General features: G+C 56.2%; 13 protein-coding genes. 4 read left to right on the top strand and 9 right to left on the bottom strand.

Annotation, left to right across the window (positions count from 1 at the left end):
• Positions 1–48 precede the first annotated feature (48 nt).
• From H8K20_RS12225 to H8K20_RS12195, 7 genes are read right to left on the bottom strand one after another with little or no spacing between them, the layout of a single operon-like run.
• Positions 49–1,110 (bottom strand): type IV pilus twitching motility protein PilT, encoded by a 1,062-nt coding sequence (locus H8K20_RS12225; protein ID WP_186488611.1) that lies wholly within the window; start codon positions 1,108–1,110, stop codon positions 49–51.
• A 4-nt stretch (positions 1,111–1,114) separates the two neighbouring features.
• Entirely contained in the window at positions 1,115–1,555 is a 441-nt protein-coding gene (locus tag H8K20_RS12220; RefSeq protein WP_186488610.1) for a hypothetical protein, read from the bottom strand.
• A complete protein-coding gene (locus H8K20_RS12215) occupies positions 1,552–1,995 on the bottom strand; it encodes a type II secretion system protein (protein ID WP_186488609.1) in 444 nt (147 codons plus the stop codon). Before H8K20_RS12215 ends, H8K20_RS12220 begins: the two co-directional genes overlap by 4 nt.
• Positions 1,992–2,477, bottom strand: coding sequence for a DUF4860 domain-containing protein (locus H8K20_RS12210; protein WP_186488608.1), 486 nt, complete (start codon positions 2,475–2,477; stop codon positions 1,992–1,994). The genes H8K20_RS12215 and H8K20_RS12210 overlap by 4 nt, the downstream gene beginning before the upstream one ends.
• An 18-nt stretch (positions 2,478–2,495) precedes the next feature.
• The gene (locus H8K20_RS12205; protein ID WP_186488607.1) at positions 2,496–2,831 is read right to left on the bottom strand and encodes a hypothetical protein; all 336 of its coding nucleotides are present in this window, start codon (positions 2,829–2,831) and stop codon (positions 2,496–2,498) included.
• Positions 2,828–3,877, bottom strand: coding sequence for a type II secretion system F family protein (locus tag H8K20_RS12200; protein WP_186488606.1), 1,050 nt, complete (start codon positions 3,875–3,877; stop codon positions 2,828–2,830). The genes H8K20_RS12205 and H8K20_RS12200 overlap by 4 nt, the downstream gene beginning before the upstream one ends.
• A 44-nt stretch (positions 3,878–3,921) precedes the next feature.
• Complete coding sequence (locus H8K20_RS12195) at positions 3,922–4,845, bottom strand: transglutaminase-like domain-containing protein (protein ID WP_186488605.1); 924 nt, start codon at positions 4,843–4,845, stop codon at positions 3,922–3,924.
• Between the two features lie 291 nt (positions 4,846–5,136).
• Here H8K20_RS12195 and H8K20_RS12190 point away from each other — a divergent pair, with 291 nt between their 5' ends.
• From H8K20_RS12190 to H8K20_RS12175, 4 genes are all read left to right on the top strand, one after another.
• Positions 5,137–6,330: an AfsR/SARP family transcriptional regulator gene (locus H8K20_RS12190; RefSeq protein ID WP_105204620.1), complete on the top strand. Its 1,194-nt coding sequence runs from the start codon at positions 5,137–5,139 to the stop codon at positions 6,328–6,330.
• A gap of 248 nt (positions 6,331–6,578) precedes the next feature.
• Positions 6,579–7,031 (top strand): hypothetical protein, encoded by a 453-nt coding sequence (locus H8K20_RS13920; protein ID WP_243206524.1) that lies wholly within the window; start codon positions 6,579–6,581, stop codon positions 7,029–7,031.
• Between the two features lie 151 nt (positions 7,032–7,182).
• The gene (locus tag H8K20_RS12180) at positions 7,183–14,226 is read left to right on the top strand and encodes an InlB B-repeat-containing protein (RefSeq protein WP_186488604.1); all 7,044 of its coding nucleotides are present in this window, start codon (positions 7,183–7,185) and stop codon (positions 14,224–14,226) included.
• A 247-nt stretch (positions 14,227–14,473) separates the two neighbouring features.
• On the top strand, positions 14,474–16,378 hold the full coding sequence (locus H8K20_RS12175) for an NAD(+) synthase (RefSeq protein ID WP_186488603.1): 1,905 nt from the start codon (positions 14,474–14,476) through the stop codon (positions 16,376–16,378).
• Positions 16,379–16,488: 110 nt separating this feature from the next.
• Here H8K20_RS12175 and H8K20_RS12170 read toward each other — a convergent pair whose 3' ends face one another.
• A complete protein-coding gene (locus H8K20_RS12170) occupies positions 16,489–18,336 on the bottom strand; it encodes an ABC transporter ATP-binding protein (protein ID WP_341480853.1) in 1,848 nt (615 codons plus the stop codon).
• Positions 18,323–20,161 carry an ABC transporter ATP-binding protein gene (locus tag H8K20_RS12165; protein WP_186488602.1) on the bottom strand — a complete coding sequence of 613 codons (1,839 nt, stop codon included), beginning with the start codon at positions 20,159–20,161 and terminating at the stop codon, positions 18,323–18,325. The genes H8K20_RS12170 and H8K20_RS12165 overlap by 14 nt, the downstream gene beginning before the upstream one ends.
• Positions 20,162–20,406: the final 245 nt, after the last annotated feature.

Here is a 20,406-nt window from a genome sequence, read left to right as displayed (position 1 = left end):
GCCGTGGCAATAGGCGCTTTTTATTGCGTTTTTACAATTTGGTAACAATTACAGGCCCAACCGCTTGGCCATCAGGTCGGGGGTCAAACTGTACTCCACTGCGGTGCGGGCGTCGATAATGCCCTGCTTTTGCAGCTCCAGCAGGCTGCCGTTCATGCTGCGCATCCCCGACCCGCCCCCGGCCGCGATCACCGAGTCGATCTGGTGGATCTTCGACTCCCGTATCATGTTGCGGATGGCGCTGTTGCACATCATGATCTCAAAGGCGGGCTGTACCCGCTCGTCCACCGTGGGCACCAGCTGTTGCGATACCACCGCCTCCAGCACCATCGACAGCTGTACGCGCACCTGGGCCTGCTGTTGCACCGGAAATACGTCGATGATACGGTCTACCGAGTTGGCCGCGCCCACGGTGTGCAGCGTCGAGAGCACCAGATGGCCGGTCTCGGCGGCGGTCATGGCTACATTGATGGTCTCGTAGTCGCGCATCTCCCCCAGCAGGATCACATCGGGCGCCTGGCGCAGTGCCGCCCGCAGCGCCACCACATAACTGCTGGTATCCGTCGAGATCTCCCGCTGGCTGATGATGCTCTTGCTGTGCCGGTGCAGGTACTCCAGCGGGTCCTCCAGGGTGATGACATGGGCGTTGCGGGTCTGGTTGATGCGGTCGATGATACAGGCCAGCGTGGTGGATTTGCCGCTGCCGGCCGAGCCGGTGATGAGCACCAGCCCCTTCATCTTCTGCCCCAGCGCCAGCACCTGTTCGGGAATGCCGATCTGTGCCGGGTCGGGCAGGCTGAACGCCACTACCCGTATAACTGCCGCCAGCGATCCGCGCTGCTTGTACACGCTCACCCGAAAGCGCGACACCCCCACCAGCGAGAACGAGAAGTCATCGTCCCCCCGCTGCTGTAGGGCCGCCGGGTCGCGCCCCTCAGCCAGGTAGTAGATGCCCATCACCAGTTCCTGGGTCTGCTGAGGGGTCAGCCGCTCGGTCTCCATGCGGGTGATGTGGTTGTTGATCTTGTAGCTCAGCGGCAGGCCGGCTATGATAAAAATATCCGACGCGTGCTTGGCCGCCGCCTGCTTGAGGATATCGATAAGTTCCATGACTCTATCCTTTCTCACCGCCTGCAGCAGTGCCTTCCCCGGTCACCGGCTGCAGGTGCTGGTACAGTACACGCCCGGTGGGCTGCCCGCTGGCATCGGTCTGCAAAAGTACCTCCGCCATCAACCGTGTGCTACCACTCTGGGTGCTGTAGGTCAGCAGCAGTCCTTCCTCGGTCTGTTCGGCGCTGCCGCCGGCTGCCTGCAGCGGTCCGGTGATATCCTGCCCGGCTCGCAGCGCCGTTATCCACTCCGACAGAACAGTCTCGGCCTGCTCCTCGGCCGTATAGTACTGGGTGGCGGCATGGTGGGCCTTTTGGGCCAGCTTGTAGTCGGCCCGGGCCGAGGCCAAACTCAGCGCCGAAAATGTGGTGAGACACAGCACGGTAAAAACGGTCAGGATACAGGCGCCGCCCACCGTCACGCCCCGCCGTTTGCCGCCGCTCACGATGCCACCTCCCCACTAGCTCCGGTGTACAGAGCCGTCTGCAGTGAGCAGATGTCGGCGCCGTCTTTTTGTACCGACGCCCGTATCCGGCACAGGCTGTCATTTGTCTCGGTAGTAGCTGTTAAGGTATATGCAGCCCGGTCGCGGTCACTTGTCTGCTGCCACTGGCTGTCAAAATAGATGGTCAGCCGCCCGTCCTGGACTACACCGCCGCCCATTGCCGCCACCTGTGCAAAGTCGCCCCTGCTGGCTTTGGATTGCTCCAGTACCGTCTGGGCCTGCAGGGTGGCTTGGGTCAGATCGGTAGCCCGGTCGCCGGTATTGCTGGCGGCGGCAAACAAGTTTAAACACACCGCCCCCGCGCAGGCAAAAAACAAGATCACGATGATGAGCTCGATCAAAAATGCGCCGGAGTGGCGGCGCCCCGCTGTCTGGCTCATACCGCCGCCTCCCCCCGTGCAAAGCAGACCGAAGTCGCACCCTGATGACCGTAAGCACCGGTTATCGATACCCGTAAAAGCCCGGGCGCCGTCAGCTGCAGCTGCAGCGTGTCCAGTTCCATGATCTGTTGGCCGTCGGTGGGGTTCACGGCGGTGCCCGGCTGTACCGTCACTTCCCGCAGCTGCCCGTTGCCGCAAAATATCCAGGTCTCGTACAGTACGGCCCCCTCGACGCTGGTCAGCACCAATGCGTCCTGCCCGGCCACCGCATCCAGCCGCAGCTCTCCGCCTTCACATTGGCGCACCTTTTGGGTAATGTACACCAGCGAGGTGCGCAGGTCGTAATTGCGATCCATTTGGGTGTTTACATTTTGGTAAACCCGCGAGCCCAGCAGCACCAGCAGCAGCGAGGTGATGACGAACAGGCAAAACAGTCCCAGGCCAAACAGCAGGTCGCTGGTGTGGCGGCGCTTGGTCTCCATGTGCGGTTCCTCCTCTCGCTACTGCTCCTGCGGCAGGTAAAAGACCGATATCTGGGGCATCAGGTTATCCCCCAGCGGCTGATAGTGGTATACGAAGTGGTCGTTGTCTAGCAGCAGACCATAATTTTTCTGCAGATACGACAGGTCTCTCGGGTAGCGGCCCTCAATGGCATAGCACTGCACCGCCGCCCGGCGAATAGCCTGCCCGGCAGCCTGCTGGCGCTTTTCGGCGGTGCTGCGGCTCATGCTGTTTACCCCGCACACCACTAATATCACCATGCACAAAAACAGTGCTGCCGCCCCCAAAAGGCCGGTGTGCCGTCGCCGCGGCCCTTGTATGAATGCCTTTTTCATAGTGACGCCATCACTCCCATCAGCGGCAGGATCACCGACAGCAGGATCATTCCCACCAAGATCGAGAGCACCGCCACCACCGTCGGCTCAATGGCCCCGATCAGCCCGTCGGTGCGGCGCTCCACCTCCTGCTGGTACATGGCGGCGATCTGGGCCATCACTGTATCGATCGCCCCGGCCTTAGCCGCCACGGTGAGCATGCTCAGCTGCAGCCCGCCAAACAGCCCGGTGGCCGACATCGCCTGAATAAATGTCTGGTCGCCGCCCTGCATCAGCTGGCGGGCCCGCTGTATCTTCTGAGCAGTATCGGGGTCCTCTACCAGCCGCTGGCACATCTCCAGCGACTGGTCGGTGTCCAGCCCGCTGGCCAGCGTGAGCGACATGCAGGAGGCAAAGCGCCCCATGGCTGTGGCCCGCCGCAGCTTTTTAAAACAGTGCCGCGAGAGCACTGCCCCGATCTTGCGCCCGCCCGGAGTGGCCCGCAGCACCAGATAGAGCACCGCCAACACCAAGACGGCCAGCAGTACCCACACTGCGTTTTGACTCAGGGCGGCGCCAAAGTGCATCAGTCCCAACGCCAGCGGCGACATGTCGCTGCCCAGCTGCAAAAATACCTGCCGAAATACCGGCAACACCTTGATCACCAGCACCCCGAGTACCACCAGCATCATGGCCACCATCACGCTGGGGTAAAGGATGGCGTCTTTTATTCCCTGACGGATGGCCTGGGTGCGCTGATAGTGCTCAGCCAGCGCGGCCAACACCTGATCGATGCGGCCCGACCCCTCACCGACCTGTAACATGTCGGCCACGTAGTCGGGAAAGCGGCCACACTGGGCCACTGCCGCCGACAGCGGCTCTCCCATTTCCAGCGCGTCGATCATCTGCTGCAATATTTCGCGGCTGTATTTGTCGCTGGTGTCTTCCAGCATCACGTAGAGCCCCTCTTGGGCGGGGATGCCGGCCTGGGTTATGACTGCCAGCTGTTGGCAAAAGCCGGCGATCTCGTCGGGGGCCAATTGGCGTAGCTTTTTCTGTGCTGCCATATCGATACACTCCTTTAAGCGCGGGGGTGCGGGGCCGCCGCTTTTCAGTACACGTACAGGGGGTTATAGTTGTCGCCGTTACCCACAAATTGATTGAGCCCTTTTTTGGCCGCGTCAAAGGTGGGGTCCATGCGCACCCATTTGTCGCCTTTGAACTCGATGATCTTGTTCACCCAGCCCACGCCGTCTATGTGCACATTGATCCAGGCGTGGTACACCTGACCCGAGTACCCCACCACCAGCTGGGTGGGGATGCGCTGGGTGCGCAGCATCGCTGTGGCCAGCGCCGCATAGTCGAAACAGATCCCTTTTTTATTTTTGAGCACCTGGTCCAGATCGGGCAGATAGCCCGCCTCGGTCTGGACCTTTTGCGCCAGATCGGTGTCGTAAGAGATGTTTTTTAAGATGTAGCGATATATGTTCTCCACCACATCCAGGTCGGTGTCGGCCGATCTGGCCAGCTGGCTGCCCAGAGCTACCGCCTGGCTGTCGGTGGTGTACTGCACGTATTGGTTGGTGTGCAAAAAAGGGGCAAACTCGTTTTCTAAAGTCACTTCGGCAGTGGTGCCAAAGGCCTGGGCATAGCGGTCACCCTGCGTGTTTTCAAAGACGTTGATGGTGTAGGAACCATTTCCCTCTGACAGAGGGAACACTGCCGCCACCCTGTCGGTGCGCACGATGTAGGTGTATACGTTGCCGCTGGGGGGCGTGATCTGCAGCCGAACCTTGGGGTTTTGCCCGCTGTAAGTCACCGCAACACAGCCCTGCGCAGTACCAGAGAGATCTACGAGCACCCGGTCGTTGCCCCGCACATCGCTGCCGGTGGGGGCGGTGAGCACCTGGGGAGTGGCGTCCCAGCTACCCTGCTTATCGGGGTCGGGCATGCCGTCGTCGCCACAGCTGCAAAACAGCAGTAAACACAGTGCGGCGCAGAAGACCGGCGCCAGAAATCGCCTTATTCTATGCAATAGCCAGCGCCTCCTCTTTGCCCGGTGATTAGACGGACCAAACTAACCTTACTATAACAGAGTAAATTTGCCTTGTAAAGCGGACTGGTAACAACAGGATATACTGGGGCAGTAAATTGGGAAAGTACAAAAATAAGTTGCATAAGCGGCAGAATTCGAGTATATTTATATTGTAAAAGCAAAATCTACTGTACAAATTTTGGGTATTTGTCACAAAAACCATCATACATATTGCAGAGACATTCCTGCTTGAGACTGCAACACCGCACAGCGCAAAGGGGGGCCACACCGTTGGGTGAGATATTAAAGGTAAAGATGTTAGGTGGGTTCAGTGTTACCTACGGCGAGACACCCGTCATCAAAGAACAGTCCCGCGAGAGCAAAGCCACTTCGCTGTTTCGCTATTTGCTGGCAAACCGCGACCGCATTGTGCCGCAGGAGGAGCTCATCGAGGTGCTGCTGGGCGACGATGACAGTGCCAACCCCCTCAATGTGCTCAAAAATCTGGCCTATCGGGCCAGAAAACTGCTGACCGCTGCCGGTCTGCCCGAAAAGGAGTACATCTACGCCAAATCGGGTGGGTACGGATTTACCAGCAGTTTGCCCTGCCAAATAGATGTTGAGCAGTTCTGCGAGCACTGGGAATTGGCGCGCAATACCCGTGACGGCGAAAAACTCAGCCATTATTTGCGGGCTATCGCCCTGTACGGCGGTGACTTTTTGCCCCGCGCCTACAGCCAGACCTGGGTGATGAGCCGCACAGTGAAATATCAGGGCATGTACCGCGACTGTGTAGAGCAGGCCTTTTCGATGCTGTGCCAGCGCGAGGATTACGAGCAGGCGTTGCAGGTGGCCGACCGGGCGGTCACGCTGTACCCCTACGAGGAGTTCTACCGACTGCTGTATATTTTTTGCCTGTACCAGATGGGCCGCACCCGCGAGGCGGTCAGCGAGTACGAATCGACCACGGCGATGCTATTTGACGAGCTGGGGGTAGAGCCCTCAGAAGAAATGCGGGCACTGTACCACAAGATCACCGGCTCGCTGGAGCATGTGGAGCGCTCGCTGGACGATATCCTCAGCGAGATCATCGAGACCGAGGACGCCCACGGCGCCTATTACTGCAACTACCAGGTGTTCATAAACACTTTTCGCTTTGTGGTGCGGCACATTCAGCGCAACGGCGACTCGGCTTTTGTGGCACTGTGTACCTTTACCGATCAAAACGGCGACCCGCTGCCGCCGGAAAAATTAAAGGCCGGTGTGCAGGCCTACCACAATGCGATCGCCTGTTCGCTGCGCCGCAGCGATATCTATACCCGCTACAGCAAGAGCCAGTTTTTGGTGCTGCTCATGAAGATCGATCAGGAGAACTGCCGCATGGTCATGGGCCGTATCGCCAACAATTTTCGCCGTTTCTGCCGGGATAAAGATATTAAAATGGCGGTCCGCTACACCTCTGCGCTGGCCAAGAGAAACCTGTGAGTGCCAACTGACCTGGTGCAGTCACGAAAAAGTTTATAGAAAAGCGACCGGAGCAGAGTGCTCCGGTCGCTTTTTGCCGTGTGATTTTATTTACCTATATAAAAGGCGCCGCATGCAGAGAGGGGCGCTCCCACCGGTCAAGTTGTCACAATGAGCGGGTCAAAAAATCGGAGAAGAACTTTTAAATGTGACCTGTCTTGTGACCGCCAGATGATATGATTTAGGCATAAGGAAGAGGGGGGAAGCCCATGCAAGAGAGTATCATCCCCATTAACGCCCCCGCTGCCGTATGCCTGTGTATCGACTCGAGTTGTGAGACCGCCCTGCAGGGCAGGGCCTATTACGCCGATGACCAGCCGCCTATCTGCTTTACCGAGCTGGGGCGAGTGGTGTTGCAGCTCGATCACATCTTCGATGAGATCGGCCCACAGGCATCGACTCAGGGCCGGCGCTTTGGCCGTCAGGCGGTACCGGCAGTGGAGAAAAAGGAGGGAACGCCCATGGCGCAGATCACCAAGCACCGCGGAGACAAAGAGACGTTCGTCGTGCAGATCCAGTACCGGCAAAACGCCACCTGGCAGGGCAAAGTCACCTGGGCGGATAAAGATGAGACCAAATCTTTTCGCAGCGCACTGGAACTGATCAAACTCATAGACAGCGCGCTCGACGAGAGCGAGAGCACTGTTTCGCAGAACGACTGAGTGAACAAAATCGGGCGGTGCGAAATATTCGCGAAACAAACAAAAAAACCGATGATCTTGTAGGAGATCATCGGATATCTACACAAAAATTAGAAGCACACACAGGTGAACGAAAAGGTTCACATTATGGTTCAAGAGGGAAGGTGTCGAGATGAAACACAAAAAAGGTTTACGTCGGCTGATATCCCTGATGCTGGTGGCAGTTATGTCTTTTGGCCTGCTGCCGCTGTCTGCCTTTGTGCAGGCTGCAGAGGGAGATACAGCCACACACACCGTAACTTTCTACGATTGGGACGGCAGCCAGATCGGCGAGGCCCAGCAGGTAGAAGACGGTAAGGCCGCCACTGCGCCAGAGCATCCTGGTCGGGATGGCTGGGTGGCCGACGGCTGGGACAAAGACTTTTCTAACGTGACTTCCGACCTGGATGTCACCGCCCAGTATAAGAAGTTAGAGTCCCGTACCATCACCATCAACTATTTCTACGAGAACAGCACCCGCGTTGCCGCTCAGCCCTATGTGGCCAGCGTTATCGCCGGCGAGTCGTTTAGCGACCGGGTCATCTCCCCCGATGTGGTGGGCTTTAGCCCCGATCAGAGTATCGTCGATATCAGCATCGACAGCGTGACCGAGGACAAAGTTTATACGGTATATTACCTGGCTAACGGCAGTACCGCCTACAAGGTACAGTACCTGCAGCAAAAGGTAGACGGCAGTGGCTACGACGTGGTAGACGAGTTGCCTCTTTCGGCCACCACCGGTACTGTAGTGACCGCCCCGGATAGAGAGTATGCCGGTTTTACCAGAAAAGGTGATCTGCCCAGTGCCGAGGTGGCCGCTGATGGCGGTACCGTGCTGCAGGTCTATTACGACCGCAATACGTATGCTATCTATTACCATACAAATGGGGGAAACTATATAGATCCTACAGTGGCCCTGTACGGCGCTGATGTTTCGCAGCCCAGTGATCCCACTCGTGCGGGTTATGATTTTGCCGGCTGGTATGTAGATGAGACACTGGAAAATGCTTATAAGCACCCCAGCACTATGCCGGCTACTGACCAGAGCGTCTATGCTAAGTGGGAACCTAAAAGCAGTACAAAATATACAGTTGTTTACTGGCTGGAAAATGCGACCAATGACGGCTATGACTACGGCGGCATCAAAACAATGTATGCGCGTCCGGGAACTACAGTCAGCGGCAGTGACACGAATCCCACGCAGGGCTATGTTTTTAACAGTGCCAAGACTGATAAAAATGTAGTCGTCAATGGTGATGGCAGCACGGTTGTAAACGTGTACTATGACCGCGGGACCTATACAATTACTTTTAAAGTTTTTAATGATGGATACTTCGATGACGAAGATGATCCACGCGACTATACGACTAAATCAGAGTGGACTATTACGGCCAAATATGGTCAAGAGATCCTAGACCAGTGGCCAACTCCTGAGGAGACTATTAAATGGCATAGAGAAGCAGGCTCTAGCTCTTATTTACTGAACCTTAAATACATGGAAAATCATAACATTGTATTATATGGTACGGTAACGAGTGGCTCTTATAAATATACTGCTTACCACTGTGTAGAGTCTTTGACTCAGCGCTCTGGCGGTGGTCGTATCTATAAAAATGGCATCTACTATGACATTTATGCAACCGTATCTTACAAGACAAATAGTAGTGGCATTACTATAGATAAAAATAGTACTTATACTATTCCCGGCTTTAAAAATACCGGTTGGGATAACTATGAAAAAGACGGTAACAAATATAACCGAGTCGGCTATATTTACTATAGCCGCGATGTGTATACTCTAAGTTTCTACAATAACAATCAGGTAGAAAAGTCTTATAGCAAAGTCAAATACGAAGCCAATATAGAGAAATACAATTACGTGCCTACCACCAATCCCTTTGGCTCCGATTATACGTTCGGTGGCTGGTATACCACAAAAGAGCTTTACCCCGAAAGCAAGTTTAACTGGAACGATGCCACGATGCCCGCTGGTGACCTTCAGCTCTACGCCAAGTGGGACCCGCCGGTATACACGGTCAAATTCGATTTGAACGGCGGCAGCGGCAGCATCAACAGCCAGGAGATCACCAAAGGTGGCCTGGTGAGCGAGCCCCAAGAACCTACCCGTGAGGGCTATACCTTCGAGGGCTGGTACAAGACCGGTGAAAATGCCCACTACCTGTTCGAGCGCGAAGTACACAGCGACTTTACCCTCAAGGCCAAGTGGTCGCCCCGTACCGATATCACCTACACCGTAAAATATGTGGATGAAAACGGTGAAAAACTGGCTGACCCCAAGACCGTGACCGGCCAGACCATGGGCAGCACCGTCACCGAGACGGCCAAGGTCATCGACAGCTATCTGCCGGAGGCCCTGACCAAGAGCACCACGCTCAAGGCCAAAGGTAACGAGATCGTCTTTACCTACAAAAAGTTTACCGAGGTAGACTACACCGTCTACTACATCATTAAAAACGCCGGCGGTTCTGAAAAAGAGCACAGCAAAAAGACCATGACCAGCAAAAATGCAGTGGTCACCGAAAACTACAAGAACATTGCCGGCTACACCCCTGATGCCTATCAGAAAACGCTGCAGCTGGTGCAGGATGAGTCGAAGAATGTCATTAAATTCTACTACACTCAAAATGCACAGGTCAGCTACACCGTTAACCACTACGTACAGAAACTGGGTGGCGGTTACGAGCTCAAAGAGTCTGATACGACCAAGACTGGCTCTATCGGCGCTAAAGTAACAGCCAGTGCCAAAGACTACACGGGCTTTACCTACCAGAGCGCAATCAGCACCGATACGGGTATTATTCCCAGCACCGGTACGCTGACTCTCAACCTGTACTACACCCGCAATAACTACGGATATACCGTAAAGTATTTAGAGCAGGGTACCAACAAAAAACTGGCAGACCCCTACACCGCCAAAGCCGCTTACGGCGATGACTTGACAGTCAATGCCAAAGGTATCGCCGGCTACAGCGTGGTGGGTGAGAGCAGCCAGCAGCTGACCATCAGCGAGAACCCCAAAAACAATGTGGTCATTTTCTACTACACTCTGCGCACCGACCTCAGCTACACCGTCAACTACCTTGAAAAAGGTACTGATCCGGCCAATGTGCTGCGGGAGCCCTCTGTAGTAGGCGGCCAGACCCACGGCGACACGGTCACCGTTACCGCGCCGGCCACCATCCAGAAAAATGGCAAGGTCTACAATCTGGACGGTGCTGACAGCGTGCAGATCGAGATCAAAGAGACCGGTAACGTAGTGAACTTCTACTACACCGAAGCTGCCTATAACGTCACTTACGATGCCAACGGCGGCAGCGGCGAAGTAAAGGATGATAAGACCTATAAGCAGGGCCATGAGGTCACCGTTAAGTCGGGCGATGCACTCAGCTACACCGATCATGTGTTCCTGGGCTGGACCACTACCGCTTATGAGCCGTTTACCCAGGCCCCGTCGGCCGATATCGTCTTCTATCCGGCCGGTACAAAGGTACCAATGACGAGCGGCGGCATCACCTTCTACGCCGCTTGGGCGATCGATCAAAACGGCCCCGACAAAGGCCCGGATGAGATCCCCGATTACGAAGAGTACAGCGTAACTTACAAAGACGGCTTTGGCGATGGCTCGATCACCGACGAAGCCATCTACCCGGCAAACTACACCTACACCGTTGCCGGCAAGCTGTTCGACCGCACCAATTACGACTTCCTGGGTTGGAAAGATCACAACAATACGCTGGTCAACGCCAACTATAAGGACTACAAGATCCTGGGCGATACTACCTTTACCGCCCGTTGGACCCCCACCGCCTTTACCATTACCTATAAGGGAATGGACGGCGCTACGCTGGGCGAAGGCAACGAAAACCCGGTGACTTACACCGTTGAGACCGATACCTTTACCCTCTTTAACCCCGAAAAAGCGGGCTACAAGTTCTTGGGTTGGAGCGGTACCGGCATTGACGACAAATCCGACCAAGTAGTGGTGGAGCAGGGCTCCAGCGGCAACCGCGAATACACGGCCAACTGGGAGCGCATCGATTATTCGATCAGCTACGACCTGGATGGCGGTTCGCTGGCAGCAGATAAGCAAAACCCCACCAGCTACAATGTTGAGACCGAGACCTTTACCCTCTTTAACCCCGAAAAAGCGGGTTACAAGTTCCTGGGTTGGAGCGGTACCGGCATTGACGACAAATCCGACCAAGTAGTGGTGGAGCAGGGCTCCAGCGGCAACCGCGAATACACGGCCAACTGGGAGCGCATCGATTATTCGATCAGCTACGACCTGGATGGCGGCTCGTTGGCAGCAGATAAGCAAAACCCCACCAGCTACAATGTTGAGACCGAGACCTTTACCCTCTTTAACCCCGAAAAAGCGGGCTACACCTTTACTGGTTGGACCGGTACTGGTCTCAGTGGCGCTACGCTGGTAGTCACCATCGAGCAGGGCTCCACCGGCGACAGAGAGTATACTGCCAACTTCACCAAAGACAGCTATACCATTCAGTATGCCGGCCTGGAGAACGCTGTGGTCGAAGAGAACCCCGCCAGCTACAGTGTAGATACCGAGACCTTTACCCTCAATAACCCCACCAAAGACGGCTATACTTTCCTGGGTTGGAGCGGTACAGATGTCGACGGTATGTCTAAAGAGGTAACGGTGCAAAAAGGCTCTACCGGCAACCGTGCATACACTGCCAACTGGCAGCCGGAGATCTATAACATTCAGTATCGCGGCCTGGATGGTGCTACCGTCGCCGAGAACCGCACCACCTACACCATCGAGACCGATACCTTTACCCTGCATAACCCCACCAAGAGCGGCTACAACTTCCTCGGTTGGGAGGGGACCGGTTTTAGCGGTACAGCCCAGACTGTTACCGTGACGAAAGGTTCTACTGGCGATCGCGTCTACACCGCCAAGTGGGAGGCTATTGACTACCGTATCGATTACGAACTGGCCGGCGGCAGCTTGGCTCAGGACGAGTCGAACCCCACCAAATACACCATCGAGACCGAGACCTTTACCCTGCATAATCCCACTCGGACCGGCTACACCTTTACCGGTTGGACCGGTACCGACCTGGAGGGCGAGACCGAGACGGTCACCGTGGAGAAAGGTTCTACCGGTGATCGCATCTACACCGCCAACTGGGAGAAGATCGGCTACGACATCGAATACGATCTGGCTCAAGGCGTTCTGCCCGAAGGCAAAGAGAATCCCGTACACTACGATGTTGAGACCGAGACATTTACCCTGAACAATCCCACCAGAAGCGGCTATACCTTTGCCGGTTGGACTGGTACGGACCTAACTGCCCCCACCATGACGGTGCAGGTAGTTAAGGGCTCGACTGGAGATCGCAGCTATACCGCTCACTGGACCGAAAACTACGACGACACCAAGGCGCTGACCTACTATGTAGAGTACTGGCTGGAAGGCGAGAGCACCTATGCAGCCCGTGAAGTAAAGACCGAGCAGATCTGGGTCGAGAGCGACAGCTACAAAGTCAACGCTGTCGACGAAAAGACTTTTGCCGGTTACACCTTTAAAGACTACACTGTAAATGGCAGTCAAGTGGCTACGCCGATAACCGTTTATAACGGCCAGACCATCCGTGTCAACTACACCATCAACCCCGATGACACCAAAAAACTCACCTACTACGTAGAGCATTATATCGACGGCGAAGAGACCTATCGCGACCGCGAGAAGGTTGAAGTGGACATTTGGGCTGCGGCCGACAGCTACAGCGTAACAGCTGTACAGCTGAAAGACTACACCGGCTATACGTTCCGCGCCTATAATGTCGAGCTGCCGTACGAAGTGTCTGAAAACGGCGTCATCAAAGTCTACTACGAAAAAGACCTCACGGCGCAGAAAGAACTGACCTACTATGTCGAGCACTGGGTAAAGGGCGAAGAAACCTACCGCGATCGCGTGCCGGTAACCGAAAAGATCTGGGTCAACGATAACACATTCAAAGTCACTGCTATCGCCCAGAATATCTACACCGGTTACAAGTTTGACAGCTACAGCGTAGAGCTGCCCTACCAGGCTAAAAACGGCGACGTCATCCGCGTGAACTACGTGCGCGATGACGACCAGCAAAAAGAGATCACCTACACTGTTGAGCACTGGGTGGAGGGCGAGACCGCTGCCCGCGATACCGAACAGGTGACCAAGTCTGTCTGGGTCAATGACGATACCACCGAGGTAACGGCTGTTGCGCAGAAGACCTATACCGGTTACAAGTTTGACAGCTATAGCGTAGAGCTGCCCTACCAGGCTAAAAACGGTGACGTCATCCGCGTGAACTATGTGCGCGATGACGACCAGCAAAAAGAGATCACCTACACTGTTGAGCACTGGGTGGAGGGCGAGACCGCTGCCCGCGATACCGAACAGGTGACCGTGCGTGTTTGGGTTGGTGACGATACTGCCGAAGTGACTTCTATCGCCCAGAACACCTACGACGGCTATCAGTTCAGCAGTTACAGCGTAGAGCTGCCTTATCAGGTCAAAGATGGCGATGTCATCCGCGTTAACTATGCGGCTGAGCCGGCCCCGGTCGTGCCTCCGGTAACACCCGTCACGCCGACCACTCCGCCGACCGACGCCACCCCTGCAGGTCCCGTAACTCCGGTGACCCCTGCAGCACCTGATACCCCGGCTGCCCCCGAGACCCCTGTTGTGGAAGAGCCTGCTACCCCTGAGGTCGACACACCTGAAGTAGAGATCCAGGATCCCGAGACCCCGCTTGCGCAGTCGCAGTCCAGCTGGGCGCTGCTCAACTTGCTGCTGGCTATCGCTACCGCTCTGGTATCGGTCCTGCTGATCGTGGGCTACATCCTGGGCAGAAACCACAAGAAAGATGAAGATGAAAACAGCCAGTACGCCCGTCAGGACGACGAAGATGCCGATATCCTCAAGCGCAAAGGCATTTGGCGGCTGCTCAGCCTGGTACCTGGTATCGGTTCCATCATTGTGTTCTTCCTCACCGAGGATATGCGCAATCCCATGATCTTTACCGATAAATGGACCCTGCTGATGCTCATCATTGCCGTGGTACAGCTGATCATCTCGATCCTGTGCATCAAACGCCGCAAGGATAACGACCAGAAAGACGATCCCGAGGCTGTGAACGCACAGTAGTATCAAACACAAAACAGTAGAGATATGTCTACTGCCTAACGAAAGAGAGACCGCCATATGGCGGTCTCTCTTTTAGTGTGTCTGTGTTGCCAGATCCTGTATATGGGCAATTTTTACAATGGCTGAAACTTTCTGTGCGGTCTGCGTCCCACAAAGCGCCAGTTCGTGACAAGTTCGCTTGCCAGCGGCACGGTGTGGGCAGTATGATGAAGTGCAGATAAAACGGCAAGAGGAGGGGCATGTACAGATGGATTATGGTTTTGTCAAGATGGCAGTGGCTACCCCCGCTGTGCAGGTGGGGGATTGCAACTATAATGCACGCAGGACAGCAGCGGAGATGGATCGCGCCCAGCGCGCTGGAGCCGCTTTGCTCGTACTGCCAGAGTTGGGCCTTACCGGCTACACCTGCGGTGATCTGTTTTTGCAGCATACTCTGCAACAGGGAGCGCTACAGGCATTGCAGCAGCTGTGTGCAGTCAGCAGTCAAAGCGATATGATCACCGTGGTAGGCCTGCCGCTGCAGGTGGGTGGCAAGCTGTATAACTGTGCTGCTGTTCTGCAAAAGGGGCGTATCTTGGGATTGGTCCCTAAGCGCAACCTGCCCAATTACGCCGAATTTTATGAGGCGCGCCACTTCGCCCCCGGCCCAGTAGCAGTTCGGGATATAGAGCTGTTGGGACAGACGGTACCTTTTGGCGGGCAACTGCTCTTTGCCAGTAGTGCCAAGCCCAACTTCACCTTTGCTGTCGAGATATGTGAAGACCTGTGGGTGCCTGCTCCGCCCTCCATCGCCCACGCGTTGGCCGGTGCGGCGGTGACCTGCAATCTCTCCGCCAGCGACGAGACGGTGGGCAAAGCGGAATATCGCCGCCAGCTGGTAAGCAGCCAGTCAGCCCGGCTGTGCTGTGCTTACCTGTACGCCGATGCCGGGGAGGGGGAGTCCAGCACAGATATGGTGTTCGGCGGCCATAATATTATCGCCGAAAACGGCACCGTATTGGCCGAGACACCCCTATTTGAAAACGGGCAGCTCGTCGCCGACATCGACCTGCAGCGCCTGTGGGCAGAGCGCACCCGTATGAGCACCTACCCACCTGTTGATGGGGCATACCGCACGGTATATTTTGAGCAGCGGCCGATATGTACGCCACTGTGCCGTGAGGTGGAAAGATTCCCCTTTGTGCCTGTCGACAGCGCACACCGTGCCCGCCGCTGCGAGTCGATCTTGACCATGCAGGCCCAGGGCCTTAAAAAACGGCTGCTTTCTACAGGTTGCAAAACGGCTGTCGTCGGGATCTCTGGCGGGCTGGATTCTACGCTTGCCCTGCTGGTCACGGTGCGTGCGATAGAACTCTTAAAACGCCCGCACCGGGATATCACGGCGGTCAGTATGCCGTGCTTTGGCACGACCGACCGCACGCGGAAAAATGCCGCTGAACTATGTGCCGAACTGGGGGTATCCTTTCGCGAGATCGATATTACAGCTGCTGTTACGGGCCATTTAGCCGATCTGGGCCACGACCCGCATATCGCCGATATCACCTACGAAAATGCCCAGGCCCGTGAGCGCACCCAATTGCTGATGGATCTTGCCAACCAGACAGATGGCCTGGTAGTCGGCACAGGTGACCTGTCAGAGCTGGCGCTGGGCTGGGCCACCTATAATGGCGACCACATGTCGATGTACGCCGTCAATGCCTCGGTCCCCAAAACTTTGGTGTACCACCTGGTGAGCTATGTGGCAGAGCGCAGCAGAAAACGCTTAAAAAGCGTGCTAGAGGACATTTTAAGTACGCCTGTAAGCCCTGAGTTGTTGCCGGCAAAAAACGGCCAGATCGCACAAAAAACAGAGGATCTGGTAGGACCCTATGCGCTGCACGATTTTTTTCTCTACCATGTGGTGCGCTTTGGCTTTTCCCCGGCAAAGATCTGCTTTTTGGCCGAGCACGCCTTTGCCGAAGAGTACCGGCACGAGACGATCGTACGCTGGTTGCGGGTATTTTACCAGCGCCTTTTCTCTCAGCAGTTTAAGCGGTCCTGTCTGCCCGACGGCCCCAAGGTGGGCTCGATTACCTTGTCGCCCCGGGGGGATTGGCGGATGCCCAGCGACGCCAGTATCGCACTGTGGAAACAGGAGCTCGACGCACTTTAAGATCGCAGTTTCTGCTAAAAAACACCGGCAAGACGCTGTTGGAGACAGCTCTTGCCGGTGTTTTTTCTATTTGCTTGGTGTAACCTTGTGCGACAGTAAAGGGGCCGCAACTACTCTTCGACACGGCCCTGCCGCAGTACTTGCAGGGCAGATTCTTCCTCGAACTGGCGGGTATACAAGTCGCGGTAATAGCCGCCTTTTTGCAGCAGCTGTTGATGGGTGCCGCGCTGCACCACCCGGCCGTCTTTGACTACCAGTATAACGTCAGCTTTGCGGATCGTGGACAAGCGGTGAGCAATGAGAAAAGAGGTGCGGCCCTGCAGCAGTTTTTCGGTGGCGTTTTGAATGAGCTGTTCGGTGCGGGTGTCAATAGAAGAGGTGGCCTCATCCAGCACAAAAATACGCGGGTCAGAGAGGACCGCCCGGGCAAAAGAAATGAGCTGCTTTTCGCCGGTAGAGAGCAGGTCGCCCCCTTCACCCACATCGCTCTGGTAGCCGTCTTTAAGGCGGGCGGCAACTGCGTCGGCATGAACGCTCTCGGCCGCGGCAATAACTTCCCGGTCGGTGGCGTCCAACCGTCCGTAACGGATATTTTCCATCACAGTGCCAGAAAACAGGTGGGGACTCTGCAGCACATAGCCGATATTTTGGTGCAGCCACAGCTGCGAGCGCTCGCGGTAGTCGCGCCCGTCGATGAGGATCTGACCCTCGGTGGGCTCAAAAAAGCGGCAGGCCAGGTTTACCAGCGTACTCTTGCCGGCACCGGTCTCGCCCACGATGGCCACAGTGGTGCCGGCGGGAATGTGCAGATCGAAGTGGCGCAGCACATAATCGCCGCCATCTGGGTATTTAAACGAGACATCGCGAAATTCTATATCGCCGACAAGCGGTTCCCAATTTTGCTTTAGAGGGCTGAACACATCGCCGTAGCGCGCGGTCACAGCGGGGCTGTCGGTAATGGCGGGCTGCTGGGAGAGCAAGCTGTTTACCCGCTCGATATTGGCCTGTACCGAAATGACATCCGAGAGGATGCGGGCGATCTGCTGAATGGGTTCGAAGATGCTGACGGCGTAGCTGATAAAAGCCGACAATGTGCCCAACAGCAACGCGCCTTCGGCGACCATATTGCCGCCACTGGCCAGCACGATGGCGGTGGCCAGCGACCCCAAAAACACTACGGTGGGGATATAGACAGCCCCCAGTCGGGCGGCCTTGACCGAGGCGCGCTGCATCTGTCCTGTGAGATGTGAGAACTGCTGCTCGTTTTGCTGCTCGATGACCAGCGTTTTAGAGGTCTTGGCCCCGGTGATCCCCTCGTTGTAAGCCCCCATAATGGTAGAGTTGAGCTGCCGCATCTTGCGGTTTTGGCGCAAAATGCGCTTTTGAAAATAGACAGTGAGCAGACTGATAGCCGGTACGATGAGCGCAATGAGCAGTGCCAGCCGGGCATTTAGGGCCAACATGGCGCAAAAGGTGCCCAGCACATAGGTCAGCGCCCAGAGAATATCGACCAGGCTCCAGGCCACCAAGCCGGCAATGCGGTTGGTGTCGCTCATGACCCGGGCCAGCAGATAGCCCACAGGCTTTTGGTTGTAGTAGGAAAAAGAGAGCTTTTGCAACTGTACAAAACAGGCCCGTTTTAGGTCTTTGCCCAGCTGCATCTCTGCCACCATAGAGCCGCGGGTAAAAAATACCACCGAGAGCGCCTGCAATGTGCAGACAGCCAGGTAACACAGGGCAAAAACACCCAGACCCTGCAGCGTGCCGGTCTGTATAAAATGATCGATAGCATAGCGCTGAAACAGAGGGTAAGAGATATCGATGGCAGCCACCAGCAGGTTGAGCCCCACCACCGCCGCCAATATTTTTTTGTAGGGGCGCAAAAACGGCAGCAGCGACTTCCACACAGACCCGTCAATGCTGCGCCTGGCGCGCGCCCGCCGCTCAGTCTGCTTCACGGCCCACACCTCCCTCTTTTAAGCTGGCGGCATCTTCACCGCGCAGCTGTAGATCGTAGATACTGCGGTAAATACCGCCCTTTTGCAGCAGCTGTTGATGGGTGCCCATTTCGGCGATCCGGCCGCCGTCGAGCACCATGATACAGTCGGCGTGCAGCAGTGTGGTGACCCGATGCGAGATGAGGATCACAGTGCTCTGGTGCATGTGCGCATCCAGGGCGGCACGGATCTTGGCGTCGGTCTCGGCGTCGACAGCCGAGAGCGAGTCGTCGAGCACCATGATGGGGGCATTTTGCATGAGCGTGCGGGCAATAGCCACCCGCTGTTTTTGCCCGCCCGAGAGCGTGACGCCCCGCTCGCCCACCAGTGTGTCATACCCGTCGGGAAAGCGGTCGATAGCGCTGTGCACACAGGCGGTTGAGGCAGCGCGGCGGACCTCCTCGGGAGAGGCGTCGGGGTGGGTGGCGGCAATGTTTTGGTGTACAGTGCGCGAAAAGAGAAACGGCTCTTGCAAGACCATGCCGATATTGCGGCGCAGCCAGGCGAGTTCGATATCGGCGATATCGGCGCCGCCGATGGTGATGTGGCCGCCGTCTGGCGGCAGATCGTACAGCCGGTCGAGCAGGTGGATGAGTGTCGATTTTCCCGAGCCAGTATCGCCCAGAATACCCAGTGTGGTACCGGCCGGGATCGTGAAACTGATATCGTGTAGCAACGGCTTTTGCCGGTCGTAGCCAAAAGTGACGTGTGAAAAAGAGATGTCTCTATCCATCGGGGGGCGCTGTGCGCCGGGGCGGTCACTTTCCGGTGTGCAGTTTAAAATGTAGCGCACCCGGTCCATAGAGACGCCGGCTTTGCTCATTTCAGACAGAATGCGCCCCAGGCTGCGCACCGGCCAGATCAGGGTGAGATTATAAGAGCAGAATGCCAAAAATTCCCCCAGAGTTATGGCGCCGCTGGTGGCCTGGACCGTACCGGCTACAATGACGGCGATGATCTGCAGGCTGGTGATCATGTCGCCAATGCCCCAGTAGTAGCTCTGCAGATAGCCGAGCTTGATCCACAGTTTGGCGAAACCGGTGTTTTTCTCGTCGAAGCGGTCCAACTCAAATTGTTCGCGGCCAAAGGCCCGCACCACGCGCACACCGGTTAGATTTTCCTGCACCACCGATGAGAGCTCGCCTTCGGCCTCGTCGGCCGCTAAAAAGCGGCGGGCTATCTGGCGGTAAAAGATGGCCGAATAGAGCAGGATAAGCGGTAAAAAGGCGGTGGCGATGAGCGAGATGGAGATGTTCATAGAAAACATGACCCACAGCGAGATGCCCAGCAGCGAGCTGGTACGAAACACCTCTAGCAGCTGGCTCGAAACAAAGCTGCGCACCACCTCTACATCAGAGGTGCAGCGCTGGATGATCTCGCCGGTCTGGTGGGTCATATGCCAGGCGTAGGGCAGCTTTTGAATGTGGCTGTACAGCGTGTCGCGTATGGACTTGGTAAAGCGTTCTGACCCGCGGGCGATGCTGACCCGGTAGAGGTATTGCGATAGCCAGGCCAGGGCCGAAATGAGCAGGATGAGCCCGGCGGCCAGCAGCAGGTCGCGCCGAGTGCCAGGTGCCTGACCCAAAATGGGCCCTGCCAGTAGCGGGTCTAAAAAGCTGGGCTGTCCGCCGAGTATGCTGTCGACGGCCACCTTGACGATCTGCGGCAGCAGAGCGCCCAGGGCAGTGCCGGCCAGTGAAAAAACGACGGCGCTGACAAAGTGATGGGCAGACCCGCGCAAAAAACGGCCGATGAGCCCGGCGCGGGTGATCTGTTCTCGGGGCATATATAAAGACCTCCTCTCTTATAAAACGGTACAAGTATAAACAGTATACCATATCTTGAGATCAATGGCAGCACCTGGATAAAAAAGCCCAGACCGGCGCTGTCGAGCGGGCGTATTTACGCTTTGTTCAAACAATAGCGATTGATTTTGACCGGTGCCGATGGTACAATTTATGTATCCTTTACGCGGGGACAGGTACTTTGGATCACCTGCCCCCGCTCGGCGCAGTTTGGCGCCACATACCT

Source organism: Neobittarella massiliensis (ex Bilen et al. 2018), from assembly GCF_014269355.1.
Lineage (GTDB): Bacteria > Bacillota > Clostridia > Oscillospirales > Ruminococcaceae > Neobittarella > Neobittarella massiliensis.
This window is presented reverse-complemented; position numbering and strand designations above follow the sequence as displayed.

Bases quoted from the DNA above. Each gene is read 5' to 3' on its own strand.
- H8K20_RS12225 (WP_186488611.1), bottom strand. From the start codon at position 1,110: ATGGAACTTATCGATATCCTCAAGCAGGCGGCGGCCAAGCACGCGTCG.
- H8K20_RS12215 (WP_186488609.1), bottom strand. From the start codon at position 1,995: ATGAGCCAGACAGCGGGGCGCCGCCACTCCGGCGCATTTTTGATCGAG.
- H8K20_RS12210 (WP_186488608.1), bottom strand. From the start codon at position 2,477: ATGGAGACCAAGCGCCGCCACACCAGCGACCTGCTGTTTGGCCTGGGA.
- H8K20_RS12205 (WP_186488607.1), bottom strand. From the start codon at position 2,831: ATGAAAAAGGCATTCATACAAGGGCCGCGGCGACGGCACACCGGCCTT.
- H8K20_RS12200 (WP_186488606.1), bottom strand. From the start codon at position 3,877: ATGGCAGCACAGAAAAAGCTACGCCAATTGGCCCCCGACGAGATCGCC.
- H8K20_RS13920 (WP_243206524.1), top strand. From the start codon at position 6,579: ATGCAAGAGAGTATCATCCCCATTAACGCCCCCGCTGCCGTATGCCTG.
- H8K20_RS12180 (WP_186488604.1), top strand. From the start codon at position 7,183: ATGAAACACAAAAAAGGTTTACGTCGGCTGATATCCCTGATGCTGGTG.
- H8K20_RS12175 (WP_186488603.1), top strand. From the start codon at position 14,474: ATGGATTATGGTTTTGTCAAGATGGCAGTGGCTACCCCCGCTGTGCAG.
- H8K20_RS12165 (WP_186488602.1), bottom strand. From the start codon at position 20,161: ATGCCCCGAGAACAGATCACCCGCGCCGGGCTCATCGGCCGTTTTTTG.